Source organism: Ensifer aridi (assembly GCF_002078505.1).
GTDB classification, from domain to species: domain Bacteria; phylum Pseudomonadota; class Alphaproteobacteria; order Rhizobiales; family Rhizobiaceae; genus Sinorhizobium; species Sinorhizobium aridi.
The window spans coordinates 242065-266329 of sequence record NZ_LUAV01000038.1 but is presented as its reverse complement, the minus strand read 5'-3'; the positions used below and the strand labels follow the sequence as shown (position 1 = coordinate 266329).

At 63.9% G+C, this 24265-nt stretch carries 20 protein-coding genes; 8 read left to right on the top strand and 12 right to left on the bottom strand.

The genetic code is table 11. The annotated features are described in order from the left end of the window. Window positions 1–138 precede the first annotated feature (138 nt). Complete coding sequence (locus AYK65_RS29925) at window positions 139–2199, top strand: 3-hydroxyacyl-CoA dehydrogenase NAD-binding domain-containing protein (RefSeq protein WP_081163119.1); 2061 nt, start codon at window positions 139–141, stop codon at window positions 2197–2199. Window positions 2200–2238: 39 nt separating this feature from the next. Here the strand turns inward: AYK65_RS29925 and AYK65_RS29920 are convergent, their stop codons facing one another. The 9 genes from AYK65_RS29920 to AYK65_RS29880 form a co-directional block, all read right to left on the bottom strand. Then, entirely contained in the window at window positions 2239–2655 is a 417-nt protein-coding gene (locus tag AYK65_RS29920; RefSeq protein ID WP_034885239.1) for a DoxX family protein, read from the bottom strand. A 114-nt stretch (window positions 2656–2769) separates the two neighbouring features. Beyond that, the gene (locus AYK65_RS29915) at window positions 2770–3525 is read right to left on the bottom strand and encodes an SDR family oxidoreductase (RefSeq protein WP_081163118.1); all 756 of its coding nucleotides are present in this window, start codon (window positions 3523–3525) and stop codon (window positions 2770–2772) included. A 110-nt stretch (window positions 3526–3635) separates the two neighbouring features. Next, a complete protein-coding gene (locus AYK65_RS29910) occupies window positions 3636–4877 on the bottom strand; it encodes a TIGR03862 family flavoprotein (protein ID WP_046117562.1) in 1242 nt (413 codons plus the stop codon). 82 nt (window positions 4878–4959) lie between these two features. Then, window positions 4960–6165: an ABC transporter permease gene (locus tag AYK65_RS29905; RefSeq protein ID WP_081162962.1), complete on the bottom strand. Its 1206-nt coding sequence runs from the start codon at window positions 6163–6165 to the stop codon at window positions 4960–4962. 3 nt (window positions 6166–6168) lie between these two features. Then, window positions 6169–7311, bottom strand: a complete 1143-nt coding sequence (locus tag AYK65_RS29900) for an ABC transporter permease (RefSeq protein ID WP_081162960.1) — start codon at window positions 7309–7311, stop codon at window positions 6169–6171. Further along, a complete protein-coding gene (locus AYK65_RS29895; RefSeq protein WP_046117565.1) occupies window positions 7311–8018 on the bottom strand; it encodes an ABC transporter ATP-binding protein in 708 nt (235 codons plus the stop codon). The genes AYK65_RS29900 and AYK65_RS29895 overlap by 1 nt, the downstream gene beginning before the upstream one ends. Then, window positions 8008–9258 carry an efflux RND transporter periplasmic adaptor subunit gene (locus AYK65_RS29890; protein ID WP_046117566.1) on the bottom strand — a complete coding sequence of 417 codons (1251 nt, stop codon included), beginning with the start codon at window positions 9256–9258 and terminating at the stop codon, window positions 8008–8010. The genes AYK65_RS29895 and AYK65_RS29890 overlap by 11 nt, the downstream gene beginning before the upstream one ends. Further along, on the bottom strand, window positions 9228–10244 hold the full coding sequence (locus AYK65_RS29885) for a helix-turn-helix domain-containing protein (protein ID WP_026614652.1): 1017 nt from the start codon (window positions 10242–10244) through the stop codon (window positions 9228–9230). The genes AYK65_RS29890 and AYK65_RS29885 overlap by 31 nt, the downstream gene beginning before the upstream one ends. Before the next feature lie 191 nt (window positions 10245–10435). Further along, the gene (locus tag AYK65_RS29880) at window positions 10436–11455 is read right to left on the bottom strand and encodes a substrate-binding domain-containing protein (RefSeq protein ID WP_046117568.1); all 1020 of its coding nucleotides are present in this window, start codon (window positions 11453–11455) and stop codon (window positions 10436–10438) included. 364 nt (window positions 11456–11819) lie between these two features. Here AYK65_RS29880 and AYK65_RS29875 point away from each other — a divergent pair, with 364 nt between their 5' ends. From AYK65_RS29875 to AYK65_RS29850, 6 genes are all read left to right on the top strand, one after another. After that, complete coding sequence (locus AYK65_RS29875; RefSeq protein ID WP_051440491.1) at window positions 11820–13082, top strand: ABC transporter substrate-binding protein; 1263 nt, start codon at window positions 11820–11822, stop codon at window positions 13080–13082. Between the two features lie 145 nt (window positions 13083–13227). Next, window positions 13228–14208, top strand: a complete 981-nt coding sequence (locus AYK65_RS29870) for a carbohydrate ABC transporter permease (RefSeq protein ID WP_026614649.1) — start codon at window positions 13228–13230, stop codon at window positions 14206–14208. Then, window positions 14208–15038, top strand: coding sequence for a carbohydrate ABC transporter permease (locus AYK65_RS29865; protein WP_026614648.1), 831 nt, complete (start codon window positions 14208–14210; stop codon window positions 15036–15038). Before AYK65_RS29870 ends, AYK65_RS29865 begins: the two co-directional genes overlap by 1 nt. A 9-nt stretch (window positions 15039–15047) precedes the next feature. Then, window positions 15048–16076, top strand: coding sequence for an ABC transporter ATP-binding protein (locus AYK65_RS29860; RefSeq protein ID WP_046117570.1), 1029 nt, complete (start codon window positions 15048–15050; stop codon window positions 16074–16076). Window positions 16077–16308: 232 nt separating this feature from the next. Next, window positions 16309–17094 (top strand): ThuA domain-containing protein, encoded by a 786-nt coding sequence (locus AYK65_RS29855; protein WP_026614646.1) that lies wholly within the window; start codon window positions 16309–16311, stop codon window positions 17092–17094. A 9-nt stretch (window positions 17095–17103) separates the two neighbouring features. After that, window positions 17104–18186: a Gfo/Idh/MocA family protein gene (locus AYK65_RS29850; protein WP_026614645.1), complete on the top strand. Its 1083-nt coding sequence runs from the start codon at window positions 17104–17106 to the stop codon at window positions 18184–18186. Between the two features lie 254 nt (window positions 18187–18440). Here AYK65_RS29850 and AYK65_RS29845 read toward each other — a convergent pair whose 3' ends face one another. Continuing rightward, complete coding sequence (locus AYK65_RS29845; protein ID WP_026614644.1) at window positions 18441–18797, bottom strand: SPW repeat protein; 357 nt, start codon at window positions 18795–18797, stop codon at window positions 18441–18443. A 210-nt stretch (window positions 18798–19007) separates the two neighbouring features. Continuing rightward, window positions 19008–20000, bottom strand: a complete 993-nt coding sequence (locus AYK65_RS29840; protein WP_046117571.1) for a zinc-dependent alcohol dehydrogenase family protein — start codon at window positions 19998–20000, stop codon at window positions 19008–19010. Window positions 20001–20103: 103 nt separating this feature from the next. On the opposite strand from AYK65_RS29840, the gene AYK65_RS29835 reads away from it, so the two are divergent. Then, window positions 20104–21003, top strand: a complete 900-nt coding sequence (locus tag AYK65_RS29835; protein WP_081162958.1) for a LysR family transcriptional regulator — start codon at window positions 20104–20106, stop codon at window positions 21001–21003. A 79-nt stretch (window positions 21004–21082) separates the two neighbouring features. Here the strand turns inward: AYK65_RS29835 and AYK65_RS29830 are convergent, their stop codons facing one another. Beyond that, entirely contained in the window at window positions 21083–24238 is a 3156-nt protein-coding gene (locus tag AYK65_RS29830) for an efflux RND transporter permease subunit (RefSeq protein ID WP_081162956.1), read from the bottom strand. Between the last annotated feature and the right edge of the window lie 27 nt (window positions 24239–24265).

Below are 24265 nucleotides of genomic sequence, written 5' to 3'. Positions count from 1 at the left end.
CCCTGCCGCCATGCATACCGACGGCCGGAAAAACCCTTGCATAAACCGACCGGCCAGTCAATGATAGGCTCGCATATCGCCATGACCACCCGGCAGCGAAACTCCTTGAAACGCGTCCGTGAGACCTGGGATCTAACGATGACCGTCAGCATTGAACAGCAAGGCGAGATCGCAGTTGTCACAGTCGACAACCCGCCGGCAAACGCTTTGTCGCAGGCGCTCCGCCAAGGGCTCCTCGACGCGGCCGAGAGGCTCGATGCAGATCCGTCGGTGAAGGCGGTGGTGCTCGCCTGCGCCGGTCGTACGTTCATCGCCGGTGCCGATGTCGGCGAATTCGGCAAGCCGCCTCAGCCGCCCCACCTGCCGGACCTCGTCGCCCGGGTTGAGCGGGCGGCGAAACCCTGGGTCGCCGCAATCCACGGCAGCGCGCTCGGCGGTGGCTTCGAGGTGGCGCTTGGCTGCCGCTTTCGGGTGGCGGTTCCCTCGGCAAATGTCGGCTTGCCGGAGGTCCGTCTCGGAATAGTGCCGGGGGCGGGCGGAACGGTGCGTCTGCCGCGACTTGCTGGCGTCGAGACGGCAGTCGACATGGTCACGACCGGAGCGCCGCTCGGGGGGCTCAAGGCTCGTGAGGCGGGGCTGATCGACGCGGTGATCGATGGCGACCTCATCGCCGGCGCTGTCCAGTTCTCCCGGGAAGCACTCGGCCGGCCCCTGCCGGATGCGCTTCGCGACCGCCCCGTCGCCGCTCCGGCGGAGCCCTTCTGGGAGGCGACGGAAAAGACGGTCGCTGCCCGCGCCAAGCGGGAAGAGGCGCCGATGAAGGCGCTCGCCTGTGTGCGCCGTGCGGCCGAGACGGATTTCGAAACGGCGATCGCTTTCGAGCGCGAGACCTTCCTGGCGCTGCGCGGCTCGCCACAGGCCGCGGCACTCCGCCATGTCTTCTTCGCCGAACGTGCGGCCACGCGCCCGCCGGAGCTCGCCGGCGTTCAGCCGCGCGCCATCAAATCGACGGCGGTGATCGGCGGCGGCACCATGGGCGCCGGCATCGCCGCGGCGCTTCGCGACGCCGGTCTGCCGGTCGTCCTGATCGAGCGCGACGACGCTCAAGTGGAGCGGGGGCTTGCCAATCTCCGCTCAATTTTCGACGGCGCGGCAAAGCGCGGCCGCATCTCCGCCGGCGTCGCGGCCGAGCGCATGGCGGGCGTCACCGGCACCGCGGATCATGCCGCGCTCGCCGAAGTCGATCTGGTCATCGAGGCGGTCTTCGAGGACCTGGACGTAAAGCGGGACGTCTTCGGGCGGCTCTCGGCTGTCTGCCGCGACGATGCCGTGCTCGCGACGAACACCTCCTATCTCGATCCGGAGCGGATCGCGGAGGGGATCGGAAACCCGGGGCGCTTCCTGGGCTTGCATTTTTTCAGCCCGGCGCATGTGATGAAGCTCCTGGAAGTCGTGCCGACGCAGGCAACCACGCCGGAAGTGCTGGCGACCGGCTTCGCGCTGGCGCGCACGTTGAACAAGGTCCCGGTGCGTGCCGGCATCTCCGACGGCTTCATCGGCAACCGCATTCTCAAGGTGACGCGGGCGCAAGCCGAGCGGCTGCTTCTCTCCGGCGGCACCCCCACCGCGGTCGACGCCGCCATGCGCGCCTTCGGATTGCCCATGGGGCCGTTCGAGGCGCAGGACCTGGGCGGGCTCGACATTGCCGCTTTCCAGCGGAAAGCCGCCCGCGCTCGCGGCGAGACGCCCTTCGCGCCGATCGCCGATCGCCTCTGCGCGATCGAGCGCTTCGGCCAGAAGAGCGGCGGCGGCTGGTACGATTACGAGCCGGACGAGCGAACGCCTCGGCCCTCCGAAACGGTCGCGGCGATCATCGCGGAGGAGGCCGCAGGCTTCCCGCACCGCGACTGGGACGAAAGCTCGATCGCCGAATGCATCCTCTGGCCGATGGTCAACGAGGGTGCCCGCATCCTTGGCGACGGTACGGCGCTTAGAGCCTCCGATATCGACCTCGTGAAGATCCACGGCTACGGCTTTCCGCGCTGGCGTGGTGGACCGATGCATTATGCGGAAGCCTCTGGACCAGACAAGGTCGTCGACGCGCTGCGCGCGCTAGCGAGTGCCGGCCTCGCCGATCCGCCTTGCGAGCTCCTGCTCGAGGCGGCCCGGCGCGGCAGCTTCTCCGGTGTCCTCCGCTGAGGCGGGCTTCCACGCTACTCCGCGCCCGCGGGACGCCCCTCATTGCGGGGTGGCAGGTCTTTCGCGAAGCGTGCCGTCCACGCTCCAGGCACCCGGTCCCGTGAAGACGAAGAGCAGGAAGACGAAGCAATAGAGAATTGCAGCGTCGCCTCCGTTCAAGGCCGGGAAGAAGTTCTGCGGCGCATGGACCATCCAGTAGGCGACGGCCATCTCGCCGGCCAGCAGGAAGGCGACCGGACGGGTGAAAAGCCCGACAAGGATCAAGAGGCCGCCGACGAATTCCATGACGGCGCCGATCCCGAAGATGGAAAGAAGCGGCGGCATTCCCTGTTCCGGCGGTGCGGGAAAGCCGAAGAGCTTCTGCGTGCCATGCTCCATGAAGATCAAGGCCGTGACGATGCGAAGCACGGCAAGGGCGAAGGGGCTGTAGCGATCGAGGAATTCCAACTGTCGCATGATGGTGTTCCGGTGGTGGAGGCTACAAGGCCGTCCCTTCCAAATAGGCGAGTGCCCGGATAAAGCAACCCGCCACAGGAACGCGCCCATTGGGCGAGGGGAGACGGCAGCACCTCAGAGCGAGGCCGTTATGCCGCCGTCGACATAGAGCACGTGGCCGTTCACGAACGACGAGGCGTCGGAAGCAAGAAAGACGCAGGCGCCGACGAGCTCGTCGACCTTGCCCCAGCGGCCCGCCGGCGTGCGTTTCTCGAGCCACGCCGAAAAGGCAGGATCGGCGACGAGGGCCGCATTGAGAGGCGTGTCGAAATAGCCGGGCGCAATCGCGTTGCATTGCAGCCCGTATCTGGCCCAGTCGGTGGCCATGCCCTTGGTCAGGTTGCCGACAGCGCCCTTGGTGGCGGTGTAGGGCGCGATGCTCGGCCGAGCGAGCGCGGTCTGAACGCTGGCGATGTTGATGATCTTGCCGGCGCCGCGGCGGATCATGTGTCGCGCCACCGCCTGGCCGACATTGAAGACGGAGGCGATGTTGGTCTTCATGAGCCGCTCGAAGGCGTCTGCCGGAAAATCCTCGAGCGGCGCGCGATGCTGCATGCCCGCGTTGTTGACGAGAATGCCGATCGCGCCCACCTCCGCCTCGAAGCGGTCGACCGCGGACCGCGTTGCCGCATGGTCGGTGACGTCGAAGGCGAGGGTGTGGACACCGCCGAGCTTTTCAGCCGCGGCTTCGAGCTTCGCCTCGTCGCGTCCGTTCAGGACCACCTCGGCGCCCGCCTCGGCAAGGCCGCGGGCAAGCGCAAACCCGATTCCTTGCGACGAGCCGGTGACGAGGGCGCGGCGGCCCGCGAGGTCGAACAGTGCCAGGCTCATTTTCATCCCCTTGCATATGCTTGATACAGCCGTGCTCTGTAATAGCTTTTCCGCGCCGCGACATTCAATGCCAAGGCATTCCGGGGCGGCACACCCCGTGCGGCGACGCTTCACGGTGACAATGGAATCTCCGAGCCCGGTCGATCCGCGGCGAGCCAGGCTTCGATGCCGCGCGCTGCCGCCCGGCCGGTGGCGAGGCAGGCGGTCAGGAGATAGCCACCGGTCGGCGCTTCCCAGTCGAGCATCTCGCCGGCGACGAAAAGGCCGGGAAGCTGCTCCAGCATGTAGCCCTCGTCGATCTCGCTCAAGCGGACGCCGCCCGCCGACGAGATTGCCTCGGCGATCGGCCGGGGCCTCAGCACCGGCAGGGGCAAGGCTTTGATATGCCCAGCGAGCCGTTCCGGATCGGTCTTGGCCGCGTCTGGTCGGATCTCCCGCAGGAGCGCCGCCTTTATCGGGTCGAGCCCGGCTCCCTTGCGCAGGCGGTTGGAGAAGCTCGCCTTGCGGTCCTGCCGCGCCAGATCGCGCGCCAGCCGCTCGGCCGTCCGGCCGGGGGCGAGATCGAGCGTAAGCGCGGCCTTGCCGTCCCGCTGCAGCCGGTCGCGCAGGCTTGCCGCATGGGCATAGACAAGGCTGCCTTCGATGCCGTTGCGGCTTATGACGAATTCGCCCGGAAACGTGCCTGCGTCGGAGGAAGCGGTGACGGCCTTCAGCGGTTCGCCCTGGAAACGCTCCCGGAACGCCTCGCTCCAGGCAACGTCGAAGCCGCAATTGGCGGGGCGGAAGTCGTTGACCTCTACCCCTTTACCCCTCAGCCACGTCACCCAGGCGGCGTCGGACCCGAGCCGCGGCCAGCTTGCGCCGCCAAGCGCCAGGAGCGCGGCATCGCAACGGACGATCTTCCGTCCCGCCGGGGTATCGAAGACATGGCCGTCCTCGGTAAAACCCGACCAGCGATGGCGGGTGTTGAGCCGCGCACCCTCGGCCTCCAGCCGGCGCAGCCAGGCGCGTAAGAGCGGCGAGGCTTTCATCGCCGTTGGAAAGACCCGGCCGGAGGAGCCGACGAAGGTTTCGGTGCCGAGTCCCGCCGCCCAGGCGCGCAGGGCGTCGGGCGTCAAGGCGTCGAGCGCCGGGCGCAGCCGATCGGAGGCCGCGCCGAAGCGCGTCGCGAAAAGCGCATAGTCCTCGGCATGGGTGATGTTGAGGCCGGATTTTCCCGCCAGCAGGAACTTGCGCGCCGCTGTCGGCATGGCCTCATAGATCGTCACCGAATGGCCGGCGCGCGACAGCACTTCCGCTGCCATGAGGCCGGCGGGTCCGCCGCCAATGATCGCGATCTCTTTTCTTCGCATCCGTACCGATTCCTTGAAGCGATTTCTTCGGCGCACTCTTGGCGCGCCAAGCGTCGAGGCGCAAGCCGATCCGGGATCATCGTCATTGTCCCCGTGCGCGCAACGCCGCCGTCAGGGGAAGCCGGGTGGCGGCAAATGCGGGCAGAGCACCGCCGACGATGCCGATCGCGAGCCCTAGGAGACCGCCCGTCAGCATGACGTCGCCGCTCACGGCAAGCTCGAACGTCATGCGGGCATTGTTGGCCCCAACAGTGCTCGCCTGCCAGCCGTTGAAGGCGAGGCACGATGCGGCTGTGCCTATGACGGCACCGAAGGCACCAAGCAGTGTCGCTTCGGCCCAGGTCGCTGCGAAGGTCGGGAGGCGGTTGAAGCCGAGTGCGCGGACGGTGGCGATCTCGATCGTCCTGTCCGAGACCGAACTCATCATCGTGTTGAGCGCCCCGGCCGTCGCGCCAATGGCCATCAGAAGCGCAATCGGCCAGCCGAGAAGCCGTATGAGATCGGCTGTTCGCGACGATTGCCCGGCATAGAGATCGGCTTCCGATATCGCGACCAGCGGTGTGCCAGTGACCTTGGCGAGCGCATTCTGCAAGGTCTTGAGGGCGAAAGGCTCGACGAGGCGCAGCCGAAAGCTCTGCACCTGGCCCTGGCGATCGAAGGCGGAGCGAACCGCGTCGAGATCGGCCCAGATTTCAGATTCGAAAGCGCTGCCCCTAGCGGAAAAATGTCCCGCTACCCTCCAGTCGACCGCTCCGAGCCGGAACGTGTCGCCGACGCCGAAACCGGGAAATTCCTGGGCAAGACGCGCACCAACGACGATCTCACGCGCACCCGGAGCGAAGAGGCGTCCGGCTGACAGCCTAACGCCGTCGCGCAGTGACGGCCCGGAGGGCTCCATGCCGCGCAATGCCAGCGTGCGCTCGCCCGCACCTTCATTTGATCTCACCTCGACAGGCACGACAAGTTCGCGCGAGGATACAAGGTTTCCCGCCGCATTGCGGATGACGCCGATGTCGCTTTTCATCGCCTCAAGAACACGGACCGCTCCGGCGGGAATGTCCGAACCGCTCTCCTGGTTCGTGCCGCCGCCGAGAATGACGGCGACCGATGGCGAGCCGGTACCCGTCAGGGTTTTCTCGAAGCCTTTCGCCATGGAGAGAAAACCGGCGAGGACGCAAACGACGAGCGCAATCGAGAGCGCCATGGAGAGGGAAATCGCAAGGCGGCGCGGCAGGCTGAAGAGATTGGCGCGGAGCATTGCGAGCGTCTGTCTGATGATGGAAGACATGGGTTACCTCGTTTTGAGAGCGGCGGTGATGGATATGCGCATGGCATTGACGGCCGGCAGGGCGCCGGTCGCGAGCCCCAGGGCAAGCATGATCGCCGCCGCCTTGACGAGAATCGAGAGGGAGAAGACGAGACCGAGGGTAGGGGGTGCGAAGAGGGTCGCGAGCTTCGCCAGCGCCAGGCCGATGCCGCCGCCTATGACGAAGATGAACAGTGTTTCAGTGAGGACAAGCGACAGAATACTGGTGCGCGAGAAACCCAGCGATTTCAGAACGCCGAACTCAAAGGTGCGCTCGCGTACGGCGAAGACCATCGTGTTGATGACGATCATCAGCAGGGTGACGAATGCCGCTCCGACGACGAGATCAACGATCAGGCCGACATCGGCATATTGGCGCAGGAAAGCCTCGAGGAACTGCTTTTCCGATTGCGTCCGGGTCGGCGCGACGGAATTGGCGAACAGCGCATCGATGCGGGCAGCAAGCTCGCTCGACGGTACCGACCTCCGCGGACGGACAATGAAGGCATCCGCCGTGTCCCTGTCGCGCGCCCGCGCCGCATTGATGTAGTCGTAACGGGCGATCATGAAATAGGTGTCGCTGCTGGGGCTCTCGCCTGCGAAAATGCCGGCGATCTCGAAGCGCCAGTCGCGGCTGCCGTCCTCCCTGGCGACCTGAAAGGCGGTGACGTTGATGTGGTCGCCGACCGACCAGCCCTGTGCCTCAGCGAGTGCGCGACCGACCAGCACCCGGTCGCGAGCCTTACCAAGGGGCGCGATCAGTTCCGGCGTCAGGCCGAGCTCACTGCCGTTGACGGCGATCAATAAGCCCGGATCGACCGCGCTGACGGCGACCACGTTCCTCTCATTGTCCACGAAGCCGCGCAGACGCGACATGTAGGCTACCGAAGCGATGCCCGGCGCCGAAGCAATTCGGGCCATGTGCGCCATCGGCAAGGGCTGAGCCCGCCCGGCGGCGTTCATCACCCCGAGAATGTCGTCGCTGGCGCCGACAGCACTCTGCGTGCCGCTCGTGAAGCTCGCCGTGAGCCCGTAAATGAGGAAAGCCACGGCAACGCAGACCATCAGGAGCAGGCTGCGGATCGGCTTGCGCCACGTGTTCCTTCGGGCAAGCTGCAAAAAGGTCATCAGGCGGCCCTATTCTCTTCAACGAAACTGCCTTTGTCGAGATGGAGCGTGCGCCGGGCGTACAGCGCCGCCTGCGGATCGTGCGTGACCATCACGACCGTCTTCCCAAGTTCGCGGTTGAGGAAACGCAGCATGTCGAGAATCTCATCGGCCGACTTGCGGTCGAGATCGCCGGTCGGCTCGTCGCAGAGCAGCAGTTCGGGATCGGCGACGATTGCGCGGGCGATGCCGATGCGCTGCTGCTGGCCGCCCGACATCATCGCCGGATATTGCTTTTCACGACCGGAGAGCCCGACCAGATCAAGGACCTTTCCGACCCGAACGCGCCGCTCTCTGGCCGAAAGCGGCTTGAGCAGGAGCGGCAGTTCCACGTTCTCGGCCGCATTCAGCATCGGCAGCAGATTATAGAACTGGAAGACGATGCCCATGTTGTGCGCTCGCCATGCCGAGCGGGCGGTTTCGCCCATCCGGTCGAGCCGGTTGCCGCCGATGCGCAACTCGCCGGCATCCGGCAGGTCTATGCCGGCAAGCATGTTGAGGAGCGTCGATTTTCCTGACCCGGACGGCCCCATGACGGCGACGAAATCGCTGCGGGGAATGGTGAGATCGAGGCCGGAGAAGATCGGGATCGGCTCGATACCGATCTTGTAGGACTTTCGTACGTTCTTCAGCGCGATATACGCTTCGTCCTTGGTGCTATCGGTCATTTTGCCGTTCTCCAGTTTGGCTGTCGGTATCGGTGACGTTGATGCGGATGCGCGCGGCCATGTTTGGCCGGATGCCTTCAGGTGGGTTGATGAGGGAGAGACGAAGAGCGATCGTGCCCTTTTCCGGCGACACGACGGGGGCGAGCCGCATGAGCACGATTGCGAAAGGCCGATCGGGAAACGCGTCGAGCACCGCTTCTCCGCGAAGGCCGGGCCGAAGCGCTGCGACGCTCGTTTCCGCCACATCGGCGTCGATGACCATGCTGCCGGCGTCGGTGATCGTCAGCAGGCTCTGGTTTTCCCGTACGCTGTCGGCCCGCGCGAGCACGGTGTCGCCAAAATGGGCGTTGAGCCGTGTGATCGTGCCGGCAAAGGGGGCGCGGACGGTCAGTTCATCGACCGCCTCCTCCGCAATGCGGATGGCCAGCTCGGCCCTCAAGATGTCCTGCTGTGCCTGCGCGACATTGTTGCGCGCGCTTTCCCAGGCGGTATGCGCTTCGTCGAGCCGCTGCCTGGATGCCGCGTCGCGGGCGGCGAGGCTCTCTACGCGATCCAGCGAGGCGCGCGTCTGTGCGAGCGCGATGTCCTTGGCCACAAGCGCGAGATCGGCCGAAATCCTCGCGGCTTTCGCTTGCTCGAGCGCGTAGCGGGCATTGGCGTCATCGAGCGCGACCAGCACCTGGCCGGCCGCGACATGGTCTCCCACCTCGACGGCGATGTCGGTAATCCTGCCCTCATACCTGGAGAATACCGTTGTGGCGCGCGGCGCGACCACATAGCCGGAACCGGTAACCTCGCGTGCAATGGCGAGCGGCGCTCCCGGAACCGCGGAGATCGCCCCATCTCGCGATTTCCCCTGCTCGCGCGGGTCGACTATCTCGCTGCCGGACACCGTGGAACCAGCCGCGGTGCCTGTCCGCCCGAGGAGCGCGGTCTTGAAGCGAACCACCGCCTCCGGCCAGCAGACGGCCGGAAGACAAGATGCAGCGACCAGCGCAAGGAGGCTGACAAAGAATACCCGCCGCCGAGCGCTTTTCTTCGGCGACTGAAATGTTCGGGGCGAAGGCTCAAGGGAGAGCGACTTGAGCGTCTCGGCGAGTTTGCGGTCGTGTTCGGTGATCGTGTTCATGCCGACAGCATGGCCGGACACGCCGGAAACGCGACCTCTTACAGGTTTTAGAACGTGCTCGATCGCGATTTCGTACCATTTCAGGCGGGCTGCTCGTTCTTTTCCCGCCACTGGAGCGGCGCCATATCCGTGACGCGGCGGAACTCGCGATTGAAGTTGGATTTGGTCTGGAATCCCACCTCGAACATGATCTCCGTCACGGATTTTTCCGTCTCTGCAAGCAGGCGGCACGCCTCCGCTATGCGGAACTCGTTCACATATTGCGAGACGTTCTTGGCCGTCGTCCGGTTGATCGCCGCAGAGATCTGCCGGGTCGGAATGCCGGCCTTACGGGCGAGTCGATCGAGGTTAAGGTCCATATCGCGATAGATGCGCCTCGTTTCCATCAGCCTCTGAATGGCGATCATCGTTTCCTTGTCCTCGGCCACGTCGGGCTCCGGAGTCGGTTCGACGACCTCCAGAGGCGTGCGACTGCGGCTCGCCACCGCGCCGGCGATCGACAGGATGATCAGTGCCGCGAGGTTTCCGACGGTGATCATCACCAACGCATATCTGCCTTGGGTCCAGGCCAGATCGAGAAAGACGAAGGTATCGAGCGCTGCTGACAAGAGCAGGGCGAAAGCCGCGAAAAGAATTGCGCGATAGGCGGGCACTGCGTTCTCGAAGGTCGCCAGTCGAAGCGCATCGGTCCCCGGCCGCATGAGAAGAAGGATCGCAACCGCATAGCCGACGAAGATCAGGACGAGCGCCACATCGATGGCGTCCCGCCACAGCGCCACCAGCAGGACAATGACGACAGCCGGCGCGCCATGCAGGCCGATGCGCAGGAGCGTTGCTAAGCGGCTCGTGCGCATCAGCCGGGATACGCCGCAATAGGCAAGCGGCGGCACGATGGCCGCGCCGATAGGTGCGATGAACATGACGCCCTGCATCCCATAGCCCCAGCGAAGCCCGGACAGTAATGATTGCAGCACACTGACCAGAATCAATGCGAGAAACGGCAGGTTCCGCGGTGCCTCGTCGTCCCGCCTCGCGACGGCGGCGAAGAGAACGAGGAGAAGGATGGCGACGACGAAGGGGAGCGGTACGAAGAGCATGAAGGTGCACGAGGAGAGGGGCGGAAGAAATCGGTCGGCACCATCATGGCCGAGACTACGACTTTCCGCGACCTTGATCGTGTTCGAGGTCGACGATTCTGCGCGGCGAGTGCTTTCACCTACTCGGCCCCGACGTGCTGGACGGGCTGAAGATAAGTCGCCGGCTGCGGCATTCTATTTGAAATCGTCGCTCACGCTTCGGGCGCCGGGCCGGTCGATTCGCGGAGGATCAGCTCGACCGGCCAGAGTTCGTGAATCTCCGTCGCTGGCCGTCCCGAGAGCAATTGCAGCACGAGATCCGCCGATCGTGCCCCGGCCGCCCGCATGGAGGAGCGAGTTGCCGAAAGGGAAGGGACCATGTTCTCGGCCGTCAGGTACGGAAAGACGTCGTCGTGGGCGATCACGGAGATATCCCGCCCGACGACAAGCCCGCGGGAGCGCACGGCGCGATAGACCCCAAGCGCCGTCATCATCGAGCCGGCAACGAAGGCCGTAGGCCGCGGCGACTGCTCGAGGAACGACCGGGCAAAGCGAAAACCGAGCTCGTCGGTGAAATGGCCGTGGGTAACGAGACGCGGATCGAAGGGAATGCCGCGCTCCTGGAGCGCGTCGCGGTAGCCTTTGTCGCGATGGAGGGAAAAGGTCCTGCCGGCCGGGCCGTTGATCATCGCAATGCGCTTGTGGCCGAGGTCGAGCAGGTGAGAGGTCGCACGCCGGACGGCGCCCTCGTTGTCGATGTCGAGCCAAGCATGCGGCACGTCAGTCTCGGAGCGGCCGTGAAGCAGGAAGGGAAAGCCGAGCTCGTGCAGGAGCGCGATGCGCTCGTCGTTCGGCTTCGGCGAGTGGACGATCACGGCATCGACCCGACCGCTGGTCGCAAGGCGGCTATAGAGCGGAACCTGGTCGCTTGAATCGCGATCCGTCGTCGGACTGACGAGGATGTCGATGTCTTCCCCGTCGAGCCGCTCCGCCATGCCACTCATGAATTCGGCAAAATGGAATTCGCCGGTCCGGCCCATCACGACGCCGATGGCACCAGCGCGGCCGGTGACCAGGCGCACCGCATTGATATTGGGTCGGTAGCCGAGCCGGACGGCCTCCTCGGCGACGCGCTTGCGGGTCTTCTCGCTGACCTCGGGATAGCCGCTCAGGGCGCGGCTGACCGTCGTTGGCGAAAGGCCCAGCTGGCGGGCGAACTCCTTGAGCTTCATGCGCCTATTTATTCCCATAACCCCGTTGCCGAATGACGAATATACGGCTTTGCCCTGAGGAACAACCGGCGCGCTGCGGCGCTCAGCCCGTTGGCTTGTGCCGGTGGCGATCCAGCCAAATCGTTTTAAATTTATCTGCAGTACACGCCGCACAAGCGACTGCCGGCAAAATGTCGAGGGAGAGTTGTGAACATCGTAAGTGCATGAATACGCGATAAAAATTCAGCAAATAAACGAGGCTGCGGGTCGCCATTTTGCGCGTATTGACAATATCTGGGGCTTCTGACAGGTTTTTCCAGCCAAACCGCTTTCGAATTGCTGAGGAGCCTTCGAGCGGTGGGGGATTTTGGAGGAGCCACCGGACATGACAATGCTTCTGAGGACCTTAACTTTTTGCGCCGCTCTTGGCGCCGTCGATCTTGCCGTCGCCGCGGAACTTTCGCTTGCGGCCAATACCACCGGCAAAAACGTGCATTTCATGCGCGAGCAGCTCGATCTCTTCGAGAAGCAGACTGGGCACAAGGTCAACCTTGTCACCATGCCGCCGTCGTCGAGCGAGCAATTCAGCCAGTATCGTCTATGGCTGGCGGCCGAAAACAAGGATGTCGACGTCTATCAGACGGATGTCATCTGGGCACCGCAGCTCGCCGACCAGTTCGTCGACCTGACGGAAGCGGCCAAGGATGTGGTCGGCGATTACTTCCCCTCGATCATCCAGTCGCAGACGGTCAATGGCCGCCTCGTTGCTCTGCCGCTCTTCACCGACGCTCCGGCGCTCTACTATCGCAAGGACCTCCTTGAGAAATACAGCAAGACCGCTCCCAAGACCTGGGACGAACTGGCGGCGACCGCCAAGGAGATCCAGGAGAAGGAGCGCGCTGCCGGCAATGCCGACATCTGGGGCTTTGTCTTCCAGGCAAACGCCTATGAGGGGCTGACCTGCAACGCGCTCGAATGGATCAAATCCTCCGGCGGCGGGCAGATCGTCGAGCCGGACGGGACGATCTCCGTCAACAACGAGAAGGCGGCCGCCGCCATCGATCGGGTCAAGGAATGGATCGGCACGATCGCTCCGGAGGGCGTGCTTGCCTACCAGGAAGAAGAATCGCGCGGCGTCTGGCAGACCGGCAATGCGGTCTTCATGCGCAACTGGCCCTATGCCTATGCGCTCGGAAACGGCGACGACAGCGCCGTCAAGGGCAAGTTCGATGTCGCACCGCTTCCGACCGCGAGCGAGGGCGAGAAGCCGTCATCGACGCTCGGCGGCTGGAATCTAGCCGTGTCGAAATATTCCGACGAGCAGGAAGCGGCGATCGAGCTGGTAAAGTTCCTCTCCTCCAAGGAAGTGCAGAAGCAGCGAGCGCTGCAGCTCTCGCAACTTCCGACGCTCGCTGCGCTCTATGACGATGCCGAGATCGCCGCCGCGCAGCCGTTCATGCCCAGCTGGAAGCCGATCTTCCAAAGCGCCGTGCCGCGCCCGTCGGCGGTGGCCAAGGTCAAATACAACGAGGTCTCCTCGAAGTTCTGGAGCGCCGTTCACAACACGCTCTCCGGCGACGGTACCGCTGCCGAAAATCTCGAACTGCTCGAAGTCGAACTGACGGAGCTCAAAGGCGATAGCTGGTAACCCTCCCGGGGCGCGAAGGGGCTCGAAATTACGCACTTCCCTTCTCGCTTGCAGCGTCGCCGAGGATGGGGGCCCCTCCCGCCGCCATCCTCCTCTCCTTACGAACCTCTTGGGCGAAAGCCGAACGGCAAAGGTGAGCCAAGTCATGACCGATCTTACCGTCGCGGATCCGCCGCCCGCGCTTGCGCGCAGTCACATCAGTTCGGATTTGCGGGCGCAGCGTGTCCGCTCGGCCTGGGTGTTCCTGGCGCCGACGCTTCTCGTGTTGGCGTTCGTCGCGGGCTGGCCGCTCGTCAGGACCATCTATTTCAGCTTCACCAATGCGTCGCTCACGAATCTGGCCGGCGCAGAGTTCATCGGCTTCAACAATTATCTCTCCTGGATCACGCTGAAGAGCGGCCGCACGATCTTTAGGGGCCTGCTCGCGGATCCCACCTGGTGGAACGCGGTCTGGAACACGCTGAAATTCACCCTTGTTTCGGTCAGCATCGAGACGGTGCTGGGGCTCGTCGTGGCGCTGGTGCTGAACGCGCACTTCCCGGGCCGCGGTCTCGTCCGCGCCGCGATCCTCATCCCCTGGGCGATCCCGACGATCGTTTCGGCCAAGATGTGGGCCTGGATGCTCAACGACCAGTTCGGCATCCTCAACGATATATTGCTCGGCCTCGGACTGATCAGCCAGAAAATCGCCTGGACCGCGAATCCCGACACGGCGATGCTTGCGGTCCTGATCGTCGATGTGTGGAAGACGACGCCGTTCATGGCGCTCCTGATCCTCGCCGGTCTGCAGATGGTGCCGGGTGATATCTATGAAGCGGCGAAGATCGACGGCGTTCACCCGGTCCGCGTCTTCTGGCGGGTGACGCTGCCGCTGATCCGGCCGGCGCTGATGGTGGCCGTCATCTTCCGCATGCTCGATGCGTTGCGCATCTTCGACCTGATCTACGTGCTTACTCCCAACAACGTCCAGACGAAGACGATGTCGGTGCTGGCGCGCGAAAACCTCTTCGATTTCGACAAGTTCGCCTATGGGGCGGCCGCCTCGACCATGCTCTTTCTCATCATCGCGGCGATCACCGTTCTCTACATGTGGTTCGGCCGCGTCAATTTCGAAGGAGAACGCTGATGGTCTCCACAATCGCAAGGCGGACCGCCTTCTATGCGCTCGTCGCGACGATCATCGTCATTGCGGTCTTTCCCTTCTATTACGCGATCCTGACCAGCCTCAAATCCGGCACGGCGCTCTTCCGTGTCGACTATTGGCCGAAAGAGTTCTCCCTTGCGAATTACACGGGTGTAATTTCCCAGGGCAGCTTCGTTCGCAACCTCGGGAACTCGCTCATGGTCGCGACGTCGGTCGTCGCCATTTCGCTGCTGCTTGCGATCACGGCGGCTTACGCGCTCGGGCGCGTGCGTTTCCGCGGGCGGTCGCTCCTGCTTCTCACCATCCTGTCGGTGTCGATGTTTCCGCAGATCGCAGTTCTTGCGGGTCTCTTCGAACTCGTCCGCTTCGTCGGCATCTTCAACACGCCGCTCGCGCTGATCTTTTCCTACATGATCTTCACCCTGCCGTTCACGGTCTGGGTCCTGACCACCTTCATGCGCGACCTACCGGTCGAGATCGAGGAGGCGGCGATCGTCGACGGCGCCTCGCCCTGGGTGATCATCACGCGGGTCTTCATGCCGCTGATGTGGCCGGCCCTGGTGACCACCGGCCTGCTTGCCTTCATCGCCGCCTGGAACGAGTTCCTGTTCGCACTGACATTCACCTCGTCGAATACGCAGCGCACCGTGCCGGTCGCCATCGCGCTCCTGTCCGGCAGCAGCAATTTCGAAATTCCCTGGGGCAACATCATGGCCGCCTCGGTGATCGTCACCGTGCCGCTGGTCATCCTGGTGCTGATCTTTCAGCGGCGGATCATTTCCGGTCTCACGGCCGGCGGCGTCAAAGGTTAGGAGAGGAAAATGGCAGAGCTGCAATTGCGCGATATCCGCAAGTCCTTCGGCGCCTTCGACGTCATCAAGGGTGTCAGCATGGACATCCGGGCGGGTGAGTTCATGGTCTTCGTCGGCCCCTCCGGCTGCGGCAAGTCGACCCTGCTGCGGCTGATCGCGGGGTTGGAGGAGATCACCTCGGGCACGCTTTCCTTCGACGGCAAGGTCGTCAACCATCTCGTACCGTCGAAACGCGGCATCGCCATGGTCTTCCAGTCCTATGCGCTCTATCCGCATATGACCGTTTTCGAGAATATGGCCTTCGGCATGCAGCTTGCCGGCAAGGACAAGGAGCAATGCAGGAAGCGTGTGGAGGCGGCGGCGGAAATGCTGCAGCTTACGCCTTATCTTGAGCGCCTGCCGCGCCAGCTCTCGGGCGGCCAGCGCCAGCGCGTGGCGATCGGCCGGGCGATCGTGCGCGATCCGAAGGTCTTCCTCTTCGACGAGCCGCTTTCCAATCTCGACGCGGCGCTGCGCGTAGCTACCCGCCTCGAAATCGCCAAGCTTCACCGCAGCATGCACAAGACGACGATGATCTACGTCACCCATGACCAGGTCGAGGCGATGACGCTCGCCGACCGGATCTGTGTCCTGAGGGACGGGCTCGTCGAGCAGATCGGCACGCCGCTGGAGCTTTACGAGAAGCCGAACTCGATCTTCGTTGCCGGCTTCATCGGCTCGCCAAAAATGAATTTCCTCCCCGGGCCGTTTGCCGAGCCTTACAAGGCCGAGACAATCGGCGTCCGGGCGGAGCATCTGGAGATCGTCGAGGAGGGAGGAGAGTGGAGCGGGACCGTCATCCATTCCGAGATGCTCGGTTCCGACAGCTATGTCTATCTCGATATAGGTGCCGGCGAGCCGGTGATCGTCCGCGAGGGGGGCATCTCCAGGCACCAACCGGGACAGACGCTGAGACTTTCGCCGGCCGCCGGCCAGGTTCACCGCTTCGACGCAGGGGGCCGAGCGATCGGGCGCGTGGAAATGCGGGGTGCGGCCTAGATCAAATCATTTGCGATTTGCCCATCCGCGCCGACGGCGCCTCCGGCCGCGACAAGGCCTGACGATAATGCCTGATCCGGAGGATTTCGGATCATTCCAAGGACTTAAACGTTAGGGCAGGAAAGGGCGGGGACCCGCGTGGTTGTCCCGGCCTTAATCCGCGCCAACACTTCAAGCAACGGACATCAGGCACCCCGCTGGCGGGTGCGCTTAATCACGAGGAGAAATGACCGTGCCTATCAACGCTATCGTGTGGGGCGAGAACATCCACGAACAAACGAATGCAGTGGTTCGGGAGATCTATCCGGACGGCATGCACAACACGATCGCCAACGCGATCAATGCCGATCCCGCAATCAAGGCGACAACTGCCACCTTGCAGGAGCCGGAGCACGGACTGACGGAGGAGCGGCTGGCCTCCGCCGACGTGCTCCTATGGTGGGGCCACAAGGACCACGGTGCCGTCGCCGATGAGATCGTCGAACGTGTCGCCAAACGTGTGTGGGAAGGCATGGGGCTGATCGTCCTCCATTCCGGCCATTTCTCCAAAGTGTTCAAGCGCCTGATGGGCACGCCCTGCGCGCTAAAGTGGCGCGAGGCGGGCGAGCGTGAACGCGTCTGGGTCGTCAATCCGCGCCACCCGATCGCCGAGGGTCTCGGCGAGCATTTCGTCATCGAGCACGAGGAGATGTATGGCGAACAATTCTCCGTGCCGGAGCCGCTGGAGACGGTCTTCATTTCGTGGTTTGCCGGCGGCGAGGTGTTTCGCTCCGGGCTTACCTGGCGGCGCGGCGCCGGCAATATCTTCTACTTCCGCCCCGGCCACGAAACCTATCCGACCTATCACGACGCGACGGTGCACCACGTCCTGCGCAACGCGGTGAAATGGGCACATAACCCGCAGGGCACCTACCGGGCGATCCATGAGGCGCCGAACGTGCCGGTGGAGAAGGCGCTGGAGCCGATCGTCGAGCGTGGCCCGAAACTGCACCGGGCCGGCGAAGCTGGATATAGATGAGGGATTGCCATGCGTTTGCTCATTCTCGGAACCGGCGGCATGGCCAACAGCCATGCGAAAGCTTTTGCTGAGATCGAAGGCGTCGAAATGGTCGGCGCCGTCGATGTCGACCCCACCCGCGCCAAGGTCTTCGCAGCCCAGCACGGCATCGAGCACACCTTCGCGTCGCTCGACGAGGCGATCGCCTGGGGAAAGTTCGACGCGGCGACGAACGTGACGCCCGACAAGGCGCATCACCCGACGACGCTGGCTCTCATTGCTGCCGGCAAGCATGTGCTGTGCGAAAAGCCGCTGGCGGAAAACTACGAGAAGGCCGCCGAGATGGCAGCCGCGGCCGAGCGCGCCGGCCTCATCACCATGGTCAATCTGACCTATCGCAATGTCGCACCGCTGCAGAAGGCGCGCGAACTCGTGCTCACTGACCAGATTGGCCGGGTGCGCCATATCGAGGCCTCCTATCTCCAGAGCTGGCTGGTGTCGAGGGCCTGGGGCGACTGGGCAAGCGAATCGAAATGGCTCTGGCGCCTGTCGACGAAGCACGGCTCGAACGGCGTGCTCGGGGATGTCGGCATCCACATTCTCGACTTCGCCGGCTACGGCGCCGCCAGTTCGGTGGAACGGGTGTTCGCTCGCCTCAAAGCCTTCGACAAGGCGCCCGGTAACCGGATCGGCGAGTACGATCTCGATGCCAATGACAGCTTCGCGATGACGGCGGAATTCGAAAACGGCGCAATGGGCGTCATTCATGCGAGCCGGTGGGCGACCGGACATCTCAACGAATTGCGGCTGCGTCTCCATGGCGACAAGGGAGCCTTGGAAGTGATCCATACTCCGGACGGCTCCAGCCTGCGCGCCTGCCTGGGGCCTGATGTCGAAAAGGCCAAATGGCGGACGGTTGATGCCGGCACAGTACCGACCAACTACCAGCGCTTCGTCGAGGCGGTGAGGGCTGGCCACGCCGCCGAGCCCGGCTTCCGCCATGCCGCCGACCTGCAGAAGGTGCTCGACCTCGCGATCGAAACCGAACGCGAACGTCGCGAACTCGGGGTCCCGGACACGGAGGCGCCACAAGAAGAGCGGGCGGCGGGATAGCCCAGCAAGCGCTTTTCAGGCGGGTCATCAAAGAGCGACGCTCGCGTCTTTACGGAGGCAGCGTCCTTTAAGCGGGAGGAGAGCGGTTCCGTTTCCTCCCGCTCAAGTTCTTAGAGAATAGACGCTTTCGGCCCGAGACCGAAACCGCGGTGATCTAGAGCGGATGCGCTCACATGCGTTCGCGCCGCCGCTCTATCCTTTGTGTCTGTCGCATTTGTGCTACGTCAAGTGATTCCACCTGACTGCAAAATGCTCTAGGCGTGCGAGTGGTGACGATAGTCCCAGACCGCCCAGGCGGAGATCGCGGCGACGAGCACGCCAAGAATGACGTGCGTCCACATCGCGTTGACATTCGCCATGAAGCCGAGCAGCCAGGGAGAAACGATCAACCACAGGCCGATCACCATATTGGCCCATTCCTCCCATTCGGCGAAGGCCGAAAGGGTTGCGATCGCCAGGGCGCCGAGCACAATGCCGACGATCCAGGCGTTCCAGGTCGGAGTGGGTTCAGCTACGAACCCGATGACCCAGGGAGAAAGAAACAGGCACACCGCCAAGACCAGATTCACCCAGTCCTGGGCTCTTCTTCCTGCCATCAGAGTGTTGGGCATGACAACCTCCACGTATGAAGCTTGACAAAGCGTCACCACTCGCGCGCGCCTCACGTTGCAGCTGCGCTCGTTTCAGATCGCACGATCGCTGTAACGCTTTGAATTGCTGACGTAATTTTACTCGCAAATCGAAGCCGATTCAAGAAATCCCGCAACGCACGGTTTTTATGGGTTATTCGGGGGCCATCCGATCAGCGGGAAGAGCCGTGATCACTCAAACGTGACGATGATCTTGCCAAACTGTTCATTGGACTCCATGAACCGATGCGCCTCAACGATCTGGTCGAACGGAAAGGTCCTGGCGATCACCGGTTGAAGCGATCCCGACAGCAACCCCTCGATGATGAACGCTTTTGCCGCCTCCAGCCGCTTCGGATCACTGGTGATCTCGTGGACGAGGTAGCCGCGCAGCGTCAGGCTCTTGCTGAGCGCAGTGAACAGCGGGAAGGGCGTCGGCTCGGGGCTCAATCCGCCATATTCGATGAGAATGCCGCCTCGTGACATGGCGGCTGTCAACGGCTCGAATATCGGGCCGCCGACCGGGTCGAACACGACCCGTACGCCCTGCGGACCGGCGATTTCCTTCAGCCCGGCTTCCAGGTCTTCCTCGGCGGAAGCGATGACATGGGTGGCGCCGGATGCAAGCAAGGCCTGCTTCTTGCCGGACGTTCGCGTCACTGCGATCGGGGTCGCACCGACCATATTGGCGATCTGGATCGCGGCCAGCCCGACACTGCTCGATGCCGCGGTGATGGCGACAAAGTCCCCTTGGCCAAGCTTGGCGATATCGATCAGCGCACCATAGGCGGTGAGATATTGCATCCAGACGGCTGCGGCCGCTTCCCAACTAAGTGATGGCGGGTGCTTTACCGCGAGTTCGGCGGGAAACGTGGCAAACTCGCCATAGGCGGGCCACCGGACCATCGATAGAGGCGGCACGACGCTAACGGAGTCGCCCGGCGTGAATGCGTCCACACCCTCCCCGACCGTCTCGACGACGCCCGCTGCCTCTAGCCCGAGACCGGAGGGAAATCGCGGCGTCTCGATATAGGAGCCGGAACGCAGCAGCGCCTCGGCCCGGTTCAGTCCCAACGCCTTGACGCGGATTTGAATTTCCCCCCGACCGGGGCCTGGAACATCGACGTTTTCGATGCGCAAAACCTCGGGACCACCATGCTCGTGAAAGCGAACAACGCGTACCATCTGCATAACTCCAAACGAAATGAATGGAATAAGCTATGCCAAGCGGAATTGAGCAGATAAATAGCGCCACGCGAAGGACAGTATGAACTGAAAGTTTTTAATCATGGATCGTCTTACAAGCATGGCCGTCTTCGTTAAAGCCGTCGATCTGGGCTCGTTTGCGGCCGCGGCGGCCGTGTTCGGACTATCGGCGCCGATGGTCGGCAAGCATGTCCGGTTTCTTGAACAGCACCTGGGCGTGCGGCTCATCAACCGGACCACGCGCCGCCAGAGCCTGACGGACTTCGGGCGCGTCTACTATGAACGTTGCCGGGTGGTGCTCGCGGAAGCAGAGGCTGCCGACGCTCTCGTGGCGGAGCAAGTTTCCGAACCACGCGGAAGACTGCGCGTGACAATACCGGCGCTCCTGGGCCGGCGATGCATTGCCCCGATCCTGCTCGACTTTGCAAGACAGTACCCTTCGCTCGAACTTGAACTGTCGTTTGCCGACCGCATCGTCGACCTGGTGGAGGATGGGTTTGACCTTGCCGTCCGGACCGGCAGTCTGGAGGACAGGGCCGGGACGATGGCACGCCGCATCGCGCGCCATCGCATGATCGTCTGCGCGTCGCCTTCCTATGTCGAGATGCATGGCCGGCCGCGGGGGCTGGAGGATCTGGAAAGGCATCACGCCATCATCTACAGCCGGCCGGGATGGGTTCTTCCATGGCTGTTTCCGCGCGATGGCCAGCCCCCCGTGGAGGTTACCCTAATAGGCAGATTGCGGCTCGACGACCTCGATGCAATTGCCGATGCCGCGACCGCCGGCCACGGTCTCGCCTGGCTCCCGTCCTGGTTGATCCGCGAGCGCATCCAGGCAGGCGCACTCATCCCGTTGCTTCCGGATCAGCCGGGTCACGTTTTCGACAACTATGCATTGTGGACGCGGACGCCGCACCTGCCGCTGAAGGCCCGTCTTGCCATTGACGCCTTGGCAGCGGGCTTGCCCAAGCTGATGACGTGAGATGCGCGGGCGCTTTTGCGCCTGGACCGGGACGCGCGGGCCGGGACCTGTCCGGCCGGCGCGTCGTCGCTCACGCAGCTCATTCCGCCGCGAGGGGCGCCGGGTAAGCCTCGCGATCTTCTTCGTCCGGTTGCGCCTGCAGCGGCGCCTCTTCCGGCTCCGGCTTGCGCGCCTTCGGTTCCTTGCCGAAGAACAGGGCATAACCGGCCGGAAGCACCAGGATCGTCAGGACAGTCGCAACCAGGATGCCGCCCATCATGGCGTAGGCGAGCGGCCCCCAGAATACGCCGCGCGAGATCGGGATCAGCGCGAGCACGGCCGTCAGTGCCGTGAGCACGATCGGTCGGAAGCGACGCACCGCCGCGCCAACGATCGCCTCGGAACGCTCCATCCCGGCGGCTATATCCTGATCGATCTGGTCGACGAGGATGATCGAGTTGCGGATGATGATGCCGAGCAGCGCGATGACGCCCAGGATGGCGACGAAGCCGAAGGGCGCGCCGCTGATCAAGAGCGCCGCGGCCGCGCCGATGATGCCGAGCGGGCCAGTCGCCAGCACCAGCATCGACTTGCCGAAATGCTGGAGCTGCGCCATCAGCAGGATGACGATGACGACGAGCATGATCGGCGCCTTGGCAGCGATCGATGCCTGGCTCTCGGCACTGTCTTCGGCGCCGCCCTGGATCTCGACCTTGTAGCCGGGCGCAAGTCCGTCCCGCAGGGACTTGAGCTCGTTGTAGAGCTTCATCGTCACGTCGTTCGATTGCACACCGTCCGGCAGCGTCGCGCGCACGGTGATTGTCGGCAGGCGATCGCGCCGCCACTCGATGCCCTGTTCCATAACGGGCACGACCTTGGCGACCTGCGACACGGGCACGAAACCGCCGAAGTCCGTCGGCACATAGACCGAGTTGACGGCCGAGAGCAGTTGGCGGTTGCCGTCCGGTTCCCGCGCGACGATCGAGACCGTCTCTTCGCCGTCGCGGAAATCGTCGAGCGGTACGCCGGACATTGCCGCCTGCAGCATCTGGCGGATGCGCTGCGAGGTGACGCCGAGCGCGCGGGCGCGATCCTGGTCGATCGTGAGCTTCATCGCCGGCACCTGCTCCAGCCAGTCGTCGTGGACAGCGCCGAGCAGCGGGTTGTCGTGGAACTTCGCCTTCACCTCGTCGGCGATGCGGCGCACTTCCTGGCGATCCGGTCCCATCACCCGAAGCTGCACCGGCCAGCCGGTCGGGGGGCCAAGGAACAGGCGGTCGACCTTGGCGCGGATCGAGGGGAAGTCCTCGGCGAGAATCGTGCGCAGCTTGACGATTAGCCGCTCGCGGGCCGGCTCGTCCTTCGCCATGACGAGGAGCTGGGCGAAGTTCGGGTTGCGAAGCTGCTGGTCGAGGGGCAGGAAGAAGCGCGGCGCGCCTTCGCCGATGTAGGTGGCGATGAAGCGCTTGTCCTCGTCGCCCATCATGCGCGCCTCGAGCGCCTTGGCCTGTTTCTCGACTTCCTTCACGCTCGTCCCCTCCGGAAGCCAGAGATCGACGAGGATTTCAGGGCGGGAGGACTGCGGGAAGAAGTTCTTTGGGATGAACTGGAAGGCCCAGAGGCTCGTCATGAAGGCCGCGAGCGTCATGACGAGGACGACGACGCGGTGGCGGACCGCCCAGCCGACGGTTGCCCGGAGGCGACGGTAGAAACGGGTATCGAAGACGTCGTGGTGGCTGCCCGCATGGTGGCGCTGCTTCAGGATCATGTAGCCAAGCCAGGGCGTGAAATAGACGGCCACGAACCAGGACACGACGAGCGCGATGCCGACGACATAGAAGAGCGAGCGCACATATTCGCCGGCGGTCGATTCCGCAAAGCCGACCGGGATGAAGCCGGCGGTCGTGATCAGCGTGCCGGTCAGCATCGGGAAGGCGGTCGAGGAATAGGCGAAGCTCGCCGCTTCGATCTTGACGAGCCCTTCCTCGAGCTTGCGCTCCATCAGCTCGACGACGATCATCGCGTCGTCGACAAGCAGGCCGAGCGCGATGATGAGGGCACCCAGTGAGATGCGCTGCAGGTCAATGCCGAGCTCGTACATGATGGCGAAGGTGGCGGCGAGCACCAGCGGTATGGCGATCGCAATCACCAGGCCCGAGCGCCAGCCGATCGACAGGAAGGAGACTACGAGGACGATGATGAGCGCCTCGATGAGCGCATGGCTGAACTCGCTGATCGCCTCGGTGACCACCTCCGGCTGGTTGGAGATCTGGTCGACCGAGACGCCGTAGGGCAGCGAGGACTCGAAGCGCTCATAGGTCGCCTCCACCGCCTTGCCGACATCGGTGACCTTGAAGCCCTTGGCCATGACCACGCCGATCTGCACGCTGTCATGCCCGTTGAAACGGAATTTGCGCGAAAAGGGGTCTTCGAGGCCCGAGGTCACGGTCGCGATATCGCCAAGGCGGATGGTCGCGTCGCCCGCCCGCAGGCGCAGTTCGCGAATATCGTCGGCCCGGGCAACGCCGCCGTCGACGGAGATGCGCACCGAGCGCGTGCCGGTATCGACGGCGCCGGCGTAATCGACATTGTTCTGCCCTGAAATGGTGTTGCGCAGGTCGCTGAGCGTCAAGCCGCGTTCGGCGAGCGCCTTGGAGGAGACGTCGATGTAGATCTTCTGCGGCTGATCGCCGAGGATGACCACCTTCTCGACGCCGGGCGTGGTCAGGAGCATGTCGCGGCCTTCGATCGCGAAGCGCTTCAATTCCGGATAGCTGTAGCCGTCGCCGCTGATCGCGTGCAGCGTAATGAAGGTGTCGCCGAACTCGTCGTTGAAATAGGGGCCGAGCAAGCCCTCCGGCAGCTCGCCCGCGATATCGCCCACCTTCTTGCGTACCTGGTAAAAGGCGTCGGCTACGTCGTCGGCATCGGTGTCGCCCTCGATCTGCACGGTGATGATGGCGCTGCCGGCGCGCGTATAGGAGCGGACGAAATCGAGGTGCGGCGTCTCCTGCAGCTTCGTCTCGATCTTGTTGACGACCTGGTCCTGCATCTCCTCGATCGATGCACCCGGCCAGACGGCCTGGACCACCATCGTGCGGAAGGTGAATTCCGGGTCTTCGCGCTGGCCCATGCGGACGAGACCGAGCGCGCCGGTGATGATGATCAGCCCGAACAGGAAACGCGCGATGCTTGGATGGCCGATCGCCCAGCGCGAAAGGTTGAACGGTTTCTTGTCCCCGGTGGAGGCGTTCATGGCCGTCGTTCCGTTTTTTATGAGGGG

Bases quoted from the DNA above. Each gene is read 5' to 3' on its own strand.
- AYK65_RS29910 (WP_046117562.1), bottom strand. From the start codon at position 4,877: ATGCGAAGAAAAGAGATCGCGATCATTGGCGGCGGACCCGCCGGCCTC.
- AYK65_RS29840 (WP_046117571.1), bottom strand. From the start codon at position 20,000: ATGGTACGCGTTGTTCGCTTTCACGAGCATGGTGGTCCCGAGGTTTTG.
- AYK65_RS29845 (WP_026614644.1), bottom strand. From the start codon at position 18,797: ATGCCCAACACTCTGATGGCAGGAAGAAGAGCCCAGGACTGGGTGAAT.
- AYK65_RS29865 (WP_026614648.1), top strand. From the start codon at position 14,208: ATGGTCTCCACAATCGCAAGGCGGACCGCCTTCTATGCGCTCGTCGCG.
- AYK65_RS29860 (WP_046117570.1), top strand. From the start codon at position 15,048: ATGGCAGAGCTGCAATTGCGCGATATCCGCAAGTCCTTCGGCGCCTTC.
- AYK65_RS29900 (WP_081162960.1), bottom strand. From the start codon at position 7,311: ATGACCTTTTTGCAGCTTGCCCGAAGGAACACGTGGCGCAAGCCGATC.
- AYK65_RS29850 (WP_026614645.1), top strand. From the start codon at position 17,104: ATGCGTTTGCTCATTCTCGGAACCGGCGGCATGGCCAACAGCCATGCG.
- AYK65_RS29880 (WP_046117568.1), bottom strand. From the start codon at position 11,455: ATGAAGCTCAAGGAGTTCGCCCGCCAGCTGGGCCTTTCGCCAACGACG.
- AYK65_RS29925 (WP_081163119.1), top strand. From the start codon at position 139: ATGACCGTCAGCATTGAACAGCAAGGCGAGATCGCAGTTGTCACAGTC.
- AYK65_RS29870 (WP_026614649.1), top strand. From the start codon at position 13,228: ATGACCGATCTTACCGTCGCGGATCCGCCGCCCGCGCTTGCGCGCAGT.
- AYK65_RS29895 (WP_046117565.1), bottom strand. From the start codon at position 8,018: ATGACCGATAGCACCAAGGACGAAGCGTATATCGCGCTGAAGAACGTA.
- AYK65_RS29920 (WP_034885239.1), bottom strand. From the start codon at position 2,655: ATGCGACAGTTGGAATTCCTCGATCGCTACAGCCCCTTCGCCCTTGCC.
- AYK65_RS29915 (WP_081163118.1), bottom strand. From the start codon at position 3,525: ATGAGCCTGGCACTGTTCGACCTCGCGGGCCGCCGCGCCCTCGTCACC.
- AYK65_RS29885 (WP_026614652.1), bottom strand. From the start codon at position 10,244: ATGCTCTTCGTACCGCTCCCCTTCGTCGTCGCCATCCTTCTCCTCGTT.
- AYK65_RS29830 (WP_081162956.1), bottom strand. From the start codon at position 24,238: ATGAACGCCTCCACCGGGGACAAGAAACCGTTCAACCTTTCGCGCTGG.
- AYK65_RS29835 (WP_081162958.1), top strand. From the start codon at position 20,104: ATGGATCGTCTTACAAGCATGGCCGTCTTCGTTAAAGCCGTCGATCTG.
- AYK65_RS29875 (WP_051440491.1), top strand. From the start codon at position 11,820: ATGACAATGCTTCTGAGGACCTTAACTTTTTGCGCCGCTCTTGGCGCC.
- AYK65_RS29905 (WP_081162962.1), bottom strand. From the start codon at position 6,165: ATGTCTTCCATCATCAGACAGACGCTCGCAATGCTCCGCGCCAATCTC.